Origin of the sequence: Rothia sp. ND6WE1A (assembly GCF_001683935.1) — a bacterium.
In the GTDB taxonomy this organism is placed as follows: domain Bacteria; phylum Actinomycetota; class Actinomycetes; order Actinomycetales; family Micrococcaceae; genus Rothia; species Rothia amarae.
Genome location: NZ_LXTU01000075.1, coordinates 1 through 15,246, shown reverse-complemented (window position 1 = coordinate 15,246; position 15,246 = coordinate 1). Strand labels below are relative to the sequence as shown.

Here is a 15,246-nt window from a genome sequence, read left to right as displayed (position 1 = left end):
GGTGGGCCGGGTGGAAAATTGCCGTTGGGGGTGTCGCTCATGAACCATCCTTGATAATGACAGTTGTGATTCTTCTACACCAGCTTAGCCCCCAACGGGCTTTATTTTTGTACTTCGTGAACCTTAGCCAGCTACGATAACTTCGGTTGCCTCAGCAATAGCCTTTTCTTCGTTGGTAGGAACAACCAGTACAGGAATCGCTGAATCTTCGGTAGAAATTAGGTGGGGCTCATCGCTGCGCACCTGGTTTGCTGCCATATCGAGCTTGATGCCCAAAGCACCCAAACGGCTCACGGTCAGCTCGCGGAACGGCGAGGAGTTTTCACCAATACCTGCGGTGAAAATCAGCGCCTGCATGCCGCCCACAGCAACATGGTAACCACCAATGTACTTAGCCAAGCGGTAGGACGCCATGTCCAAAGCTAGCTTGGCGCGCTCGTCGCCGCCCTCCATAGCTTCAACTACTGCACGCATGTCGTTGTTGCCCGCAATAGCTAGTAGGCCGGATTCTTTGTTGAGCATCTGGTCCATGCGCTCAGGGGTGAGCTCGGGGTCGCGCATCATCAGGTTGGTCAAAACTGAAGGATCAATATCGCCTGAACGAGTACCCATAATCAGACCGGCGAGGGGAGTGTAGCCCATAGAAGTATCCAGGCACTTGCCACCCTCAACAGCGGTAATGGACGCACCGTTACCCAGGTGAGCAACTACAGCGTTGAACTGATCGCGCTCCACACCGAGGTATTCAGCGGCAACACCGGTCACATAATCGTGGCTGGTGCCGTGCGCACCGTAGCGCCGAACGCCGTACTTCTCTACCAATTCCTCGGGCACAGCATAGCGGTACACGTACTCGGGCATGGTGGAGTGGAATGCGTTATCGAAAACAGCAACCTGAGGCACACCGGGATAGGTTTCGGTAGCAGCCTTAATGCCCAAGACGTGCGCAGGGTTGTGCAAAGGAGCCAAAGGCGAAAGGTCGTCGATCTGCTGAAGTACCTGATCGTCAATCAATACAGGCTCAGTAAAGACGTCGCCGCCCTGGACTACACGGTGGCCAATAGCGTCGATAGTCTTACCGCGCAAAGGCGTCTTGAGTTCCTCTGCCATGATGGCAAGCGCTGCAGTGTGGTCAGGAATTTTGGTTCCTACGTTTTCAATGAGGCCCTTGGCAATTACCTGGTTGCCTTCGCCCTGCTGATCGGTATCTCGAACCTGGTACTTTACGGATGAAGATCCGCAGTTGATAACAAGAACTAGCATGATACTTTCCTTTGTTTGGAGTGTGTCTGTTGAGAAGCCATACGCGGCGGTATTCTTTCGCCGCGGTCAGAGTTAGAGGGTCTGCGCCTGAATTGCCGTGATGGCTACGGTGTTGATGATGTCATCAACGGTGCAGCCACGGGAAAGGTCGTTCACAGGCTTACGCAGTCCCTGCAGGACCGGACCAACAGCCACAGCGCCGGAAGTCTGCTGCACAGCCTTGTAAGTGTTGTTGCCGGTGTTGAGGTCGGGGAAGATGAAGACTGACGCCTGGCCTGCCACCTCAGAATCGGGCATCTTGGAAGATGCGATGGACATGTTGGATGCGGCGTCGAACTGGATAGGACCTTCAACGGCGAAGTCGTGCTCTGAATTCTTGACAATTTCGGTTGCCTCGCGAACAACCTCGACATCCTCGCCAGCACCTGAGGAACCGGTGGAGTAGGAGAGCATGGCGACCTTGGGTTCAACACCGAACTGACGTGCGGTTTCTGCCGATGCACGGGCAATGTCTGCGAGCTGCTCGGCGTTGGGGTTGGGGTTCACAGCGCAGTCACCGAAGACTAGAACGCGGTCTTCCATGAGCATAAGGAACACAGAGGAAACAATCTTGACACCGGGGCGGGTCTTGACGAATTCCAGTGAGGGGCGGATAGTGTTGGCGGTGGTGTTGACAGCGCCGGAAACCATACCGTCCACGATGCCCTTGTACACGAGCATGGTGCCAAAGTACGAGGGATCGTCATGCATACGGGCACGAGCGGCTTCGATGGTGACACCCTTGTGTGCACGCAACTCAGCGTAAGTGGAAGCGAAGTCTTCGACGTACTCATTGTTATCGAGGTCGATAATACGAATCGATGACTTGCCATCTTCACCGGTGGGTAGTGTGATGCCTTCGTTCTGGCAGATTTCGGCAATCTTTTCAGGGTTGCCCAACAGTACCAAGTTGCAGAAGTCGCGGCGGGCGATAATTTCTGCTGCGCGTAGGATACGGACGTCGTAACCCTCAGGGAGCACGATGGTGCGACGGTCCGAGCGTGCCTTTTCGATGAGGTTGTGCAAGAAACGCAGGGGAGTCATCGACGCAGGGCGTTCGAGTTCCATACGTTCAAGCAACTCGCCGGCATCAACAGAGCGGGACCATTCGCCCAGGGCAGCCGCCACCTTGCGGGGGTTGCCATTAGAGAGCGCGCTAGTAACGCGGGAAACTGCGCGTCCTGCTTTGAAAGTATCGAGGGGAGTATCGAAAACGGGGAAGGGCGAGCGCTCAATCAGCGAGCCAATGACCGAACCCGAAATGCTCTCAAAACCGCCGGTCAGCAACATGCCGGAAGGGGCAGGGAAGCTCGGTGAAAGTGCAGAGGCCAGCGATGCTACAACGACGTCGGCGCGGTCGCCGGGAACGATGACGAAGTCGCCGTCAGCAAACTGGTCGAGGAAGTTGCTGACAGTCATAGCAGCAATCTTCATGTCGTGAATGTCGCGGTTGAGCTTGTCGCTATTTACGCCTTCTGCGTTGAGATCAAGGGCATCTACTACTTCGCTGACCGAAGGGACAGCCAGCTCAGGAATCTCAGGGATAACGTATACAGGGCGCTGCGAAGGCCCACGCTTGACTGAGTTCAGCAACTCCTCGCGCTGCTCAGGTGCGCAGCGGTTCACGATAAGCGCCATGGTATCTACCTTGGCGCCGGTGAGTTCGGTGCGGGCAACATCTACTGCATTGACGGCATCGTTCACGGTGGAGTCCTGGGCGCCAATGATAGCTACTACGGGAATGCCTAGGTCACGGGCAAACTGTGCGTTGAGGTCAAACTCTACGGTTGCGGCGTTATGCGCCAACAAGTCGGTTCCATCTACGATGATGACATCGCAGTTATCAGTCATCTCAGAGTAGACAGAAACCATCGTGGAGGACATTTCGTCATGCTTGCCTTCGGCCAGCAACTCGCGGCAGCGTTCTAGCGAAACACCGCCGCGCGCCTGAAGAGCGCTCAAGCCGAAATTACGGCGAATAAGCTGCAGCATGGGATCGTTAGCTTCTGAATCACCCTTGAAAATGGTGCGGAAGTAACCCACGCGGTCAGTTCGCTTAATCAGGGAGTCTGCCAGACCCAGGGCAACTAGGGATTTGCCTGAATTTTGGGTCATTGCGGAAAGGTAGATACCGGTAGTCATATGCGTTTCTACTTATCTTTGGGCTGGCACCCAGCTGTGCGTGGGTGGCGCGGCATTTGGCCGTGGCTACATGTGCGATTTTATGTGTTTTAGAGGCAGGTTTTGTACCGTATAGGGTGGTATGTCTGATAACTCACAGTGAATATCGAGTGTGAATCAGAAGGTAATTTTGACCCTTACCCTGTTCACAAGGCGATTTGAGCCGATAGGCTAAAAACATGTTATTTGCATTTTCTATTGCGCCCACAGGCGGCGGCCCCGAAGACGGTTCAGTACACAACGCGGTTGCAGATGCCGTGAAGATTGTTCAAGATTCGGGTTTGCCGAACGAAACTAACTCTATGTTCACCACTATCGAGGGTGAATGGGACGAGTGCATGGATGTCATCAAGCGCGCCACTTTTGCGGTCGCGAAGCACGGCCCGCGCGTCGCTCTGGTTTTGAAGGCAGACATCCGTCCCGGCCATGATTCCGGTGAGATTACAGGCAAGGTTGAACGCTTGAACAAGGCGCTGGAAGAGCGCGACTAGGGTTCTGGATTCTCTGTACCTTCGGAGTTTGTATCAAACTTTTAGCTGTGTACCAGGATTTTCGTAGTACAGCGGGGAAAGTTTGATACAAACTCTGTGGGGCTCTATTTGAGTGAATCCCAAAATGGTATTCTTTCGGTATGACTACTCAAATTGCCGTACGGTTACCCGATGACCTGGTTGAATTTCTCGATAAAACAGTTTCCCACGGTGATGCTCCTAGCCGAGCAGCAATAGTTACTGAAGCCCTCGAAGCAGAACGGCGCCGTCAAGCAGCTATCCACGACGTACGTCTGCTCGGAGAAGCCGGTACCGAAGACGACCTTGATGACCTGGTTGCGTGGAGCGCCCGGCAAAAGCCATGGGGCGACTAATGCGCGAAATATGCCTGGTTCATGTGGACAAAACTCGCCCCGCGCTCGTCTTGACTCGTGAGCCCACTCGCTTTGTGATGTCTAAAGTAACCATTGCCCCTATTACCTCAACTATTAAGGGGCTTTCGAGCGAAGTCATTTTGGACGCCCGCAATGGGCTCGACCACGAGTGTGCGGTATCGATTGATAATACATTGACGATTCCCGCCGCAGCGTTGGGGCGAACCGTCGGTTACCTTACCCCAGCGCAGGAGAAGCAACTGGCTAGAGCAGTGGTGTTTGCTTTTGATTTGAGTGTGCCGCTTTCAGGAAGCGAATAGAGAGCGTGTGTTAGGAAAGTTTAATACAAACTCGGCGGAGGTGGCGGGGTTACTGAAGGACGACGTCGCCGCGGAACATCCGCGCGGTCTGCAACGGCTGACCGGGTTCGCCGTCGGGCACGCCCCAGGTGCCGCCGCATTCACCAAAGATACCTTCGTCCTGGAAGCCGAACTTTTCATAGAATCTCTTGGCACGCTCGTTACCGCCGATGTACCAGAGGTAAGCCGGCTCGTCGTCTGCAAGCACCGCCCGCAAGAGCGCCTCACCTAGCCCCGTTCCGTGGGTAGACGCGCGGGTGTAGAGCTGGCTCAAATCGCGAGTTCCCGCTACCACCGGCACAACGGGCATCTCAGATTCCCACTCCTGGGGTCCTAAAGAAGACAGCGCCAGCCCGACGGGCGCGTCCCACTCAATATCAGCGCCTACAGCACAGGAAAGACCGCCCTGGCTTGTCCAACTGGGTACTTCGTAGGCGAGAAAACAGCGCACGCCGGGGCCATTGACCTCTTCCATGAATTCCTCAATGGATTCGTCTCTAGCAGCGCGGCGGCGCACCATAAACCCTGGATCTGCCATAGCTGAGTAGGTTTCCTCCATACAATCGTGCAGAAGATTCACGTACTTTTCGGCGTCGTCGGCAGCTGCCGGTTCCAGCACGTACCGCCCGTTGCACACAAAACCCATAATTCTCCCTCTCATCTGCAAGTATCTAGTTCCACGCTAACCTGAAGTACCCTAGAAACCGTGGCTAAACGCAGAAAAACACCCAAGGTGCAACCAGAAAATAGCGCTCTTCAAGAGGGCAAATACGAGATTTCAACCGGAGTTGCCGAGCTGATTGCTGACGACTACACCCCCGACGGCTGGGTACTCGAAATCAATGGCATGGAATCGTCGCACGTAGTGGTGGGGCGTCCGCGCGAACTCGATTTTGAGTACATGCGCTGGTTGGTTGCTGTAGTCGAGGCGCACGTTGAAACTACGCTTGACCCCGATAAACTCCGCATCACCCACCTGGGCGGAGGTGCCTGCTCGATGGCGCGTTATCTCGCCGATGTTTACCCGAACTCCCGCAATACCGTGGTTGAGCTCGACGGCAAACTTGCCGATCTGGTGCGCGAATGGTTCGAGCTGCCTAAAGCGCCGCGGGTCAAGATTCGTGTGGGGGAAGCTCGTGAAGTGACTGAGACGTTCGCACCGTCCTCCCGGGACATTATTATTCGCGACGTTTTTGCCGACTACGTGACCCCCACTCCGCTGACCACTCTGGAATTTACGCAGATAGTTTCTGAAGCGCTCTCGCCGGAGGGACTCTACATCATCAACTGCGGCGACAACCGGGATCTGGCGGGTGCTCGCGCTGAAGCTGCTGCGATTGCTGAAGTTTTTGAGCATACCTGCGCTGTGGCCGATTCGGCGATGTTCAAGGGGCGACGTCGCGGTAACGTCATCATCGCTGGCTCTCATGCTCCACTACCCGTGACGGGGGAGAACATCACGGCGCAGATTACCAAACGCCTTCTCGGTGGCGGCGTGCCCGCCCAATACAAGGACGACGTGTGGGTGCGAAACTTTGCTCGCGGCGCGCGTCCGCGCAGGGACGGTGTGGATCTCGTGGATTTGAAAGCTCTTGACGAAGACTTACGAAAGGGTGAGCAATGAGTAATTTATATGCCGGTAGTGAGGAATACGCCCACGAAATTTTCCGGCAGGACGCCGTGGGCCGTGTGGGCGTTGAGATTACTGTGCCCCAGGAGCAGGAGAGTGCGCTTTCTACTGCTTTGCGTTCTTATTTTGAGAGTTTGCAGAGCTCTTCTCCCGAGGACGCCGCCGCACGCGGTTATGCCTACATTTATTTTGACGGCGGAGCGAGCCTTTGCCTTTTGAGCGCCGAGTCCCTCACTCAGACGCCTATGCGCGTGGTGCTGGAATCGGCAGGAGAGGACGCCATGTCTTCTTTGGAAGACGCCGCTGAAAGTCTGGTCGAAACCGTGAAAGAAGCCTGCCCCCTCACCTCATTTACGTATGAGGAGTTGCCGGTCCGGTCTGCGAAGAGTTAAGAAAGAGGTTCGTTGCGTGGGTTTGCCTTTCCCGCGCGAGATACCAGAAAAGTTCACGAGGTACCGTTTTGAGACGATACCTCGTGAACTTTTCTAGTACTTCATATGAGGTACTCTTTCGAAAGAGTACGACCCTTGCGGAAATGTTCACCTGTGCAGATTAATTTCTGTCTGGTCTGTTTCTTTACAAAACCTCTCCATCCACGTACATCCATTCCCCGCTGACCCGTTCAAAACGCGAGTTCTCCCGCTGGACTCCGCGTACGCGCTCGTCCTCGGGCGTACCCGGCTGCGAGCGGTAGTGGGCGGCGAACTCGACCGTGCCTGTGGAGTCGAAGACGCCGCCTGAGGTAGCCAGAATGTCTAGGCGGTACCAGCACAAAGTAGGGTCTAACTCCAGTGACGCCGGGCGGGTGCTGGGGTGCCAAGTGGCGAGCAGATAAGGCTCGTTTCCCGTTGCAAAAGCAGTAAAGCGTGAGCGCATCAACGCTTCAGGGGTTGGAGCAGCGATGCCAGCGCCCTCGGCAAAAGCCTGGTGGAATCTACCGCAACATGCGCCGAAAATTTCGCCGGTTCCGCAGGGGCAGCGGTCATCGTGAGAGAGAATCAAGGGAGAAACCTTTCGAGAGGGAAACATGAAGCTCGTCATTCGCCCGTTCACCGCCGCCGATGCCGCGGTCACGCGCGCTATTTTCTACCAGTCTATTCACGAACTCGCTACTAACGATTATTCGCCGGCGCAGCTCGATGCCTGGGCGCCGGTTGACTATAACCTGCAGCAGTGGGCGGCTCAGCGTTCTAAAGCAGATACCTTCGTGACTACCGTGGATGGCATTAGCGCGGGTTTTGCTGATCTCATTGAAGGCTCGGGACAGACCCTGTTGGGAGAGATTCTCATCGATATGCTCTTTGTGCGCCCGCCTTATCAGGGGCAGGGGATTGCCAGCGCCCTACTGGCTCAAGTGCAAGAGGAAGCGAGGACGCGCGGAGCTACCGCGCTCGTCGTCCAGGCTAGTAAAACGGCGCGAGCTTTCTTTGAACGGCACGGATTCAAAGTTAAGCAAGAAAACCAAGTGCCCCTTCGCGGTGAGGTGCTGACCAACTTTACGATGAAGAAGAAGCTATAGTCTTGGCTTGAGGTACACAAAAAGCGTTGAATGGTCATCGTAAAAGATGAGCATTCAACGCTTTTCGTGTACTAAAAGAGACTGCGACAAGCCTTAGATGAAGCTCTTAACGAATCCCATGCCGAAGTAGAGCACGAACGCCGCCGAAACCGCATACATGAGCGGGTGGATATCGCGTGCGCGACCCTGTACTAAGCGGATGAAGACGTAGGAGATGAAGCCTGCGCCGATGCCGTCTGCAATGGAGTAGGTGAAAGGCATCATGATGATAGTGAGGAACGCGGGGATACCCAGGCCCCAGTCAGTCCAGTCAATGTTGATTGCCTGGCGAACCATCAGGAAGCCGACAACAACCAGCGCGGGTGCTACTGCCTCGAAGGGCACAACGTTCACCAGCGGGGAGATGAAAATGGCGATCAAGAAGAGCGCACCGGTGACAAGGTTGGCGAAACCGGTGCGAGCACCTTCGCCGATACCGGTTGCCGACTCCACGAAAATCTGGTGGGAGGAGCTGGACGCGCCGCCGCCCACGATAGAACCGAGCGAATCTACGAGTAGAACCTTGTTGATGTCTTCAATCTGACCGTTTTCGTTCAGCGTGCCGTTCTCCGCTGCCAGACCCACCGAGGTGCCCATAGCGTCGAAGAAAACAGCGAGCAAGATAGCGAAAACAAGCAAGGATGCCGCCATGCCGCCGAGCGTTGTGAACGCGCCGAACATATCAGCGGTGAAGAGTAGGGAGAAGTCCGGTGCGCCAATCCAGTTTTCGGGCATTCCGGGAACCATCAGCGACCAGCCGGTGGGTGAATCCATCGAAGAACCCGAAGGAGCAACGGTTTCCAAAATGATGGAAAGAATCGTTGATGCGATGACGGAAATCAGGATGGCGCCGCGTACGTTGCGGATAAACAGCGCGATAGTGAGGAAGAGCCCGAAGAGGAACACCACGATTGGCCAGCCCATCAGAGATCCGTTAGCGCCAAAGCTGACGGGTACGGTGGTGCCTGCGGCGTCGGGCATACGACGTACGATTCCCGCGTTGACCAGGCCAATCAGTGAGATGAACATGCCGATACCCACCACAATCGCGGTCTTGAGACTCTGCGGGACGGCGTTGAATACAGCCGTGCGGAATCCGGTCAGCACCAGCAGGAGCATGATGATACCTGCCCACACCACCAGACCCATGATTTCGGGCCAGGTGAGATCCGGGGTGGTGGCGATGGTCGATGCCAACAATGCGTTCACGCCCAAACCGGCAGCCATAGCGAAGGGCTGCTTAGCCCAGACGCCCATCACGATGGTGAGTAGACCTGCTACCAGCGCGGTTACCGCAGCAACGCGCTCGGGCCCCAGCGGGTTGCCGGAGGCATCGGGGCCGAGGCCAATGATAAGGGGGTTCAAAACCACGATGTAGCTCATGGCAAAGAACGTTGCGAAACCGCCGCGAACTTCAGACCCAATGGTCGAACCGCGTTCGGTGATTTTGAAATAGCGATCCAGCCCGTTTTTGGGCTTGCCGGGGGCGGGATTGTGTGCGGGTTTTTGAGCCGCGGTGTTCTCAGAAGTCATTCGTTGAATCCGTAGTTACTCTCGATGCTGTGCGTGTGTGAAACGCAAAAAGAAAAGGCCAAGCGTGCAGGGCAACGTTGGCGTAAATTACTCCTCTAAATATACGCGGCTTCGCCAGCGTTCGGTGCCGTGGCGAACGTGATGTGTATTCACCCGTGCAGTTTGGTGTACAGACTTATAAGCTAAGGGTGACCTTACTTTCGATTAAAGGAGCCCCTATGAGCGATTTACCCACTCCCGAATCTTTGGTGCTGACCTCCCGCGCAGAGGTTGCTACCGAGCGTCCTGCCCGTTATGCCAAGCAGTTGGTTTCTCATATGGGGCACAAGGTGCCCGTTGAGGAGATTGAGAACGGTCACAGGATTACCTTTAACCGCGACGGAAATTTCAACGGTTACGGTGACGTCCTGGTGTTTGCCTCTGAGCGCGGCGAGCAGCTCGTTCTTCTCGCCCATGCTGACGACGACGAGCGGTTGAGCCGCGTGGAGGGCGTTTTGGGCCGGCATTTGGAAAAGTTTGGGGAGCGCGACGGCCTGAAAGTGGTTTTTGAGCGATAAGAATCGAGTGACCGGCTCCGCTCGTTTTGACCACGTATACCTGGTCAAAACGAGCTACGCCGGTCACTCGGTGAGGGAGCGTCTAAATTTTTGCCGCTGCTTCGACTTCATCCAGGACGACGCCGAGCGATTTCGCCCGTTCGTCGCCGAAGACGGTAGCGGGTGTGCCGTAATTCGTCTTGTAAGGTGGTTCGACCAGGCGCTTGCGCGGAACGTAACCAGTGCGTGTGAGTTCATCAATGAGCGTGTTGATGTAATTCATCTGTGCTGTGGTTGCTGTGTTGTGGTGGAGGAAGTCGGCGAAGAGCGAACGCGCAGTTTCGGCATCTAGCCCTACAAGCGAACGAATCAAAAGACCCAAGCCGCCCTTGGCTTGAGAGGCGTCGGTAATGACTTCTTTCTGGGCGATGCCGGCATCTAAAAGAATGTTCTCTAGGCGGCTGTAATCCACTTCGGTAAGTTTCTCATTGCGATGAACCTTTTGCAGAGCTGGGTCATCGAGGTGTTTTTGCAGGTAGGTGCGAGCCTTTTTCTCAAAAAGGTCTATGTCGGTACCGGTGACGTGCGGAATAATTTCGACCTCGCGTGCTTCGCTCAGGGTGTCCTCGATATCGAGTACCACAGGCTTACGGTGGTCTTTCTTATCCACGTGGCGCACCAGCGAACGAAGCCGTTTGCGCACACTTTCTAGCATGGAAACAGTCACGTTTTCCCACCAGATAACGTCTAGCACCGCAGAAATTATCTCTGCCTGCGCACTGATTTTTGGGATGGAATCAATTTTGCCGTGAAGATCTGAGGCAAGCTGGCGCACATTCTGCGCAGCTTTTTCTAGGAGCGCGGTTTCGCCTTGTAGAACGGCAAGTTGGGCGCGATGCATGAGCACGTCGAAGCGTTTAGCGTCGACGTCGGAGCCGAAGATGTCGGTGTAAAGTCCGGCGAGTTCGCTGGCTTGTGCAAAGGTTTCGTCGTCGAGCTTTTCCCAGGCTGCGGCGTCGCTGAATTTTTCCACCGCACGCAACCGTTGGCGTACTTGCACGTTGCGGGGGTCAAGGCTGAGGGCGAATCTGTGGAGGCGGTCAGCAATATCAAGGCGGAAGTCGCGCGAGTCTTCTGAAATTCCGTTGCCGTCGCCAACTGACCGAATGCGCGAGTCAGCGGCATCGTCCAAGTATTTAACGAGTTGTAATTCTAAATCGAATATTCGCTCGGTCAGCGAAAATTGCTTACTGCTACCAGCTTCGGGGAGGTCGTGGTTGAAGAATTCGATATTGCCACACCAGTCGAAAACGTAGAAATTCTCTTTATCTTTGCCGGGGCCAAAAAGGTCTGCGCAGAGGCGGGTTCCGCGGCCGATCATCTGCCAGTACTTCGATTTCGAACGCACGGGTTTGAAGAAGACGAGGTTGACGACCTCAGGTACATCGATGCCGGTGTCGAGCATGTCTACGGAGATTGCCACATGCGGGGTTTTAGCGGGGTCTGAGAAGTCTTCAATGAGGTCTTGCGCGTGCGAGGTGCTGTGAGTAATAACGGCGGCGAAGCCCGCGCCAAGATTGGGGAAAAGTGCGTTGAAGCGGTCGAGAATGATGTTGGCGTGTGCCTGTGATTTGGCAAAGATAATGGTTTTGCCCAGTCTGTCTCCACCGGCGACTTTGTGCCCTTCGTCCATGAGGTTTTTGAGGACTTTGTCGATGGTATCGAGGTTGAAGAGGTACTTGTTGATATCGGGTGCCTCTACGCTCTCGGGGATTTCACCTTCACCCCAGTCTTGCTCGTCCCAGGCGTCTTTATCATCTTCCGAGAGGTCCTCGTAGTGTACGCCTTCGCGCAAGAAAAGGGTGTCTCGTACCTTTGCTTTGGGTGGCACGAGGTAGGGCGGTTCGTTATTGACTGCCTGCTCCAACGTATAGACGTCGGTGGGCACACCGTCCTCTATTTCGAAGAGGCGGTAGGTGTTGTGGGCAATGTCGTCTTTAGGAGTTGCCGTGAGCCCAACTTTGAGGGCATCAAAGTGGTTGAAAATTTCGCCGTATTTGGCATAAACGGAGCGGTGGGCTTCGTCGATGATGATGAGGTCAAAGTAGCCAGGACCGAATCTCTGTAAGCCTTTTTCGTCACGGGTATTAATGAGGTTGAGCATGGTGGGGTAGGTGCAGGTAAACACGCGCGCGGTCGAGTTTTTCTCGGTGAGAAGGTTAGTCACAGGCACCTGGGGGAGATGCTCTACGAGTACCTTGGTTGCCTGTTTGACGAGCGCGGTGCGGTCTGCGAGAAAGAGCACACGTTTAGCCCAGCTGGCTTCTTGGAGGAGCTCGATGAGTGCTGCAGCAATGCGGGTTTTGCCGGTGCCCGTTGCCATCACCAGCAGAGCGGAGCGCTTTTTAGAGGTGAAAGTTTCGGCGACTGAGGTAATAGCGTGAATTTGGTAGGGGCGACCGGCGATTTCAGTGTTGATAGGACGTGCGGCAAGCGGCTTGCGGTCGGTGCGGCGGGCGATGGCGAGGCGTAGCTCGTCTTCGGTCAAGAAACCGGCGACTTTGCGGGCTGGGTAGTTGGAACCTGGGTGATCGTCAATGATCTGGTGCTCGTATCCGTTGGATACGAAGATGATGGGTCGCAGTCCGGTTTTTTGTTCTAGCGCGGTGGCGTAGAGCTGTGCCTGGTGGATCCCTGTGTTGGAGCTTTTGCTGGTGCGTTTGGCTTCGATGATAGCGAGCGGCTTGCGGTCTGAGCTCCACAGAACGTAGTCAACCTTGCCTTTACCGCTGGGGTTAGTTGAAGCGGGGAGACCTTCTACCGAGTATTCACGCACCTCTGGCGCATCGGGGTTCCATCCCGCCTCTCGCAACAGAATATCGATGTATTCGGTGCGGGTTTCGCTCTCTTTGTAATCGTGGGTGTCTTTGACCTGTTTGGTGCGCTGTGCCTCGGCGATTTGTGCTCGCAGTTCGGCGATTTCGCGGTCTTTTTCCGCTGATTCTTCAGCGCGTTTGAGGTCTTCTTCAGCGAATTGTTCTTGGAGTTTCTGAAGCTGTGCTTTGGTGCTGTGGTGGGCTTGGTTGGCGTGGGCACGCGCTTCTGCCTGCTGGCGCAGGGCGTTGAGGTTGAACTGTGCTTGCTGGGGAACATCTTCGGGGTTTGCCGAGGAGTGCAGGGCTGCCCAGATGAGCAGGTGGAAGAGCTGTTCGACGGTCACGCCGGCGTCGCGTGCAGTGAATTTGATGTTGGTGTGGACTGCTTTGTTGCCTGCCAGGCGGATGATATCTGCTTTGGCTACGAGGTCTCGCCCTACCAGCCTGTTGAATTCGGGGGAGTTGATGCGGGCGGCGAGTTTGTTGTCGTAGGGTTCGGGCAGGTTGTTGACCGTGTAGAGGTGGTCTACGAGGAGTTCGAGGGCGCGCCGGGCGTAGAAGAGGGAGCTGGTGGGGTCGGTGAAGATGTAGTGTTCGGCACGACGCGCGGGCTCCGCCAGGGTGGGGAGCGTGGAGGAGAGGAAGGCGAAGTTGGTCATGGGAGCCTCGTGGTTGCTGCGGAGGGTGTGCGCTAAGGTACACGGTTTGGGTTAATCGTATAAGGGCGTGGGTATGTTTTCAGAAGCAATCATAGGTTTAACGCAAGAGAACCTGCCTTTTGGTGACATTGAGGCGATGTAGGGCAGGTTCTTCTTGATGGTTAGTTCTATATCTTTTGTGTAATAGAGGTAGCAGGATTAGCTGATGCAGCCTTCTGAGTAATGAACTTACCCGTACGAGCTGATCGATTTACCGAACGAGAGTTTTTGGTTGTTCCTCCTACTCGTTCAACAGTAGTTTTTGCAGGAGCTCGTTTTGCATACGATTTAGTGACGAAGCGCCCGGTGCTAGCACTGCGAGCGACTATACGGCTTCTAGCCATGAGCCAACCTTCTTTCTTATTAGAGATCTAGTAGTTGTCCACGAGTATATGTAGTAATAGAACTTAATGCAATCTATGAATCTATGAATACGAGATATATTAATATATGCTTGTTGCATGTCTAGAGTGGATACTTTGCGCCCTAAGGGCGAACGATGCTGATTGAGTACCTCAACGAGGAGTTGCGGCTGTTGGCAGAAGATAGCACTTACAGGACAAAACGCTTTCACCCTAATCTTGTGAGGGCTTACCGCAAAAAGTTAGACATAATTATCACTGCTCCAAATGAGCAATCGTTGCGTAGCTTTAAGTCACTCCGCCTGGAAAAACTACAAGGAGATCGTGATGGGCAGTATTCAATTCGTCTAGATAGTCAGTTCAGACTGATTCTTAGGTTCAAACGAGTAGAGCCCCATAAGGTTGCTGTTCTCATCGAAATTGTTGATTATCACTAGATTTACGGAGGAAATATTATGAATATCGCACAGGCTTTCCCCGTTGGTGAGCACCTGGCGGATGAACTTGAAGCTCGAGGCTGGTCCCAGGCGGAGTTCGCAGAAATTATCGGACGCCCGGTTCAGTTTGTTTCTGAGATTATTAGCGGAAAGCGGGAACTGACTAAAGAAGCGGCTGCCCAGCTTGCTAGTGCTTTCGGCATGGAACCGGAACATTGGTTGAATCTTCAAACCCGCTATCAGGTGTGGTTGCAAGAGCAGGATTCCGAATTTCAGAAGAGCCTTTCTACAATTGAGCGGAAAGCACGTCAGAGGGATCTTGCTCCGGTAGCTTTGCTTCAGAAAAGAGGAATCATTTCTAGAGGGTCCTTAGATGAAGTTGATCGCGAGTTGATGGACTTATATGAGATTTCTGATTTTGGGTTACGAACAAGATTTGCTTTGGCTGCGCGAAAGAACGATGTTGAAGAGGAATTGACTGAGCTTCAGCTTGCTTGGGCTTTATCCATTCGTAAAAAAGCCAAAGAGCACCTCCACACATTTGGTGAATACAAAGAAGATGATTTCAGGGATGAAGTAGAAAATTTAGCTGAAATTTCACTTGTACCGGAAGAATTCGAAGGTCTTCAAAACCGTTTTCATCAGGTAGGTGTCGGACTCTTTTATGTAGAGAATTTTCCCGGAGCAAAGATCGATGGTGCTTGCTTCATGATGGAGGGGCATCCAATTATTGGCTTATCAGGGCGTGGAAAACGCCTGGATAAAGTGCTGTTCACTCTTTGCCATGAAGTGACCCATATCTTGAATGGGGATATCTCAGAGAATTCTTTTATGGTGGATGAAAACATCGGCGGTGGAGAGTCTAACTTGGAAAGCCAAGAGATGGAGGCTGATAGGGTAGCCTTTAAA

The 15,246-nt window shown here is 54.3% G+C and carries 16 protein-coding genes; 9 read left to right on the top strand and 7 right to left on the bottom strand.

Annotated features, from left to right (window positions below; translation table 11 throughout):
* Window positions 1-123: 123 nt before the first annotated feature.
* Window positions 124-1,263, bottom strand: a complete 1,140-nt coding sequence (locus A7E48_RS10620; protein WP_068173273.1) for an acetate/propionate family kinase — start codon at window positions 1,261-1,263, stop codon at window positions 124-126.
* 72 nt (window positions 1,264-1,335) lie between these two features.
* On the bottom strand, window positions 1,336-3,444 hold the full coding sequence (pta, locus tag A7E48_RS10615) for a phosphate acetyltransferase (RefSeq protein ID WP_068173270.1): 2,109 nt from the start codon (window positions 3,442-3,444) through the stop codon (window positions 1,336-1,338).
* Between the two features lie 218 nt (window positions 3,445-3,662).
* Between pta and A7E48_RS10610 the strand changes: the two genes are divergently transcribed.
* The 3 genes from A7E48_RS10610 to A7E48_RS10600 all read left to right on the top strand — a co-directional run bounded on the left by A7E48_RS10610 (window position 3,663) and on the right by A7E48_RS10600 (window position 4,668).
* Window positions 3,663-3,974, top strand: a complete 312-nt coding sequence (locus A7E48_RS10610) for a thiamine-binding protein (RefSeq protein ID WP_068173268.1) — start codon at window positions 3,663-3,665, stop codon at window positions 3,972-3,974.
* 140 nt (window positions 3,975-4,114) lie between these two features.
* On the top strand, window positions 4,115-4,348 hold the full coding sequence (locus tag A7E48_RS10605; RefSeq protein ID WP_068173266.1) for a YlcI/YnfO family protein: 234 nt from the start codon (window positions 4,115-4,117) through the stop codon (window positions 4,346-4,348).
* Window positions 4,348-4,668: a type II toxin-antitoxin system PemK/MazF family toxin gene (locus tag A7E48_RS10600; protein WP_068173262.1), complete on the top strand. Its 321-nt coding sequence runs from the start codon at window positions 4,348-4,350 to the stop codon at window positions 4,666-4,668. Before A7E48_RS10605 ends, A7E48_RS10600 begins: the two co-directional genes overlap by 1 nt.
* 49 nt (window positions 4,669-4,717) lie before the next feature.
* Here A7E48_RS10600 and A7E48_RS10595 read toward each other — a convergent pair whose 3' ends face one another.
* A complete protein-coding gene (locus A7E48_RS10595; RefSeq protein WP_068173259.1) occupies window positions 4,718-5,353 on the bottom strand; it encodes a GNAT family N-acetyltransferase in 636 nt (211 codons plus the stop codon).
* Between the two features lie 60 nt (window positions 5,354-5,413).
* On the opposite strand from A7E48_RS10595, the gene A7E48_RS10590 reads away from it, so the two are divergent.
* Window positions 5,414-6,331: a spermidine synthase gene (locus tag A7E48_RS10590; protein WP_068173256.1), complete on the top strand. Its 918-nt coding sequence runs from the start codon at window positions 5,414-5,416 to the stop codon at window positions 6,329-6,331.
* A complete protein-coding gene (locus A7E48_RS10585; RefSeq protein ID WP_068173253.1) occupies window positions 6,328-6,729 on the top strand; it encodes a hypothetical protein in 402 nt (133 codons plus the stop codon). Before A7E48_RS10590 ends, A7E48_RS10585 begins: the two co-directional genes overlap by 4 nt.
* A 184-nt stretch (window positions 6,730-6,913) precedes the next feature.
* Here the strand turns inward: A7E48_RS10585 and A7E48_RS10580 are convergent, their stop codons facing one another.
* Complete coding sequence (locus tag A7E48_RS10580) at window positions 6,914-7,366, bottom strand: YchJ family protein (RefSeq protein ID WP_068173251.1); 453 nt, start codon at window positions 7,364-7,366, stop codon at window positions 6,914-6,916.
* Between A7E48_RS10580 and A7E48_RS10575 the strand changes: the two genes are divergently transcribed.
* Window positions 7,365-7,856: a GNAT family N-acetyltransferase gene (locus tag A7E48_RS10575; protein ID WP_068173248.1), complete on the top strand. Its 492-nt coding sequence runs from the start codon at window positions 7,365-7,367 to the stop codon at window positions 7,854-7,856. The genes A7E48_RS10580 and A7E48_RS10575 overlap by 2 nt on opposite strands.
* 93 nt (window positions 7,857-7,949) lie before the next feature.
* Here the strand turns inward: A7E48_RS10575 and A7E48_RS10570 are convergent, their stop codons facing one another.
* Window positions 7,950-9,428: an NCS2 family permease gene (locus A7E48_RS10570; RefSeq protein WP_068173246.1), complete on the bottom strand. Its 1,479-nt coding sequence runs from the start codon at window positions 9,426-9,428 to the stop codon at window positions 7,950-7,952.
* A 218-nt stretch (window positions 9,429-9,646) separates the two neighbouring features.
* On the opposite strand from A7E48_RS10570, the gene A7E48_RS10565 reads away from it, so the two are divergent.
* Window positions 9,647-9,985 carry a DUF2218 domain-containing protein gene (locus A7E48_RS10565; protein ID WP_068173243.1) on the top strand — a complete coding sequence of 113 codons (339 nt, stop codon included), beginning with the start codon at window positions 9,647-9,649 and terminating at the stop codon, window positions 9,983-9,985.
* Between the two features lie 82 nt (window positions 9,986-10,067).
* On the opposite strand, the gene A7E48_RS10560 is transcribed toward A7E48_RS10565, so the two are convergent.
* Together A7E48_RS10560 and A7E48_RS10885 are read right to left on the bottom strand one after the other, a co-directional pair.
* Window positions 10,068-13,499 (bottom strand): DEAD/DEAH box helicase family protein, encoded by a 3,432-nt coding sequence (locus tag A7E48_RS10560; RefSeq protein WP_068173240.1) that lies wholly within the window; start codon window positions 13,497-13,499, stop codon window positions 10,068-10,070.
* Between the two features lie 167 nt (window positions 13,500-13,666).
* The gene (locus A7E48_RS10885) at window positions 13,667-13,882 is read right to left on the bottom strand and encodes an ABC transporter ATP-binding protein (protein ID WP_083147385.1); all 216 of its coding nucleotides are present in this window, start codon (window positions 13,880-13,882) and stop codon (window positions 13,667-13,669) included.
* Between the two features lie 155 nt (window positions 13,883-14,037).
* On the opposite strand from A7E48_RS10885, the gene A7E48_RS11645 reads away from it, so the two are divergent.
* Window positions 14,038-14,337 (top strand): type II toxin-antitoxin system RelE/ParE family toxin, encoded by a 300-nt coding sequence (locus A7E48_RS11645; protein WP_068173237.1) that lies wholly within the window; start codon window positions 14,038-14,040, stop codon window positions 14,335-14,337.
* An 18-nt stretch (window positions 14,338-14,355) separates the two neighbouring features.
* Window positions 14,356-15,246, top strand: an 891-nt coding sequence (locus tag A7E48_RS10550) for a HigA family addiction module antitoxin (RefSeq protein WP_068173234.1), incomplete at its 3' end; no start/stop codon positions are given.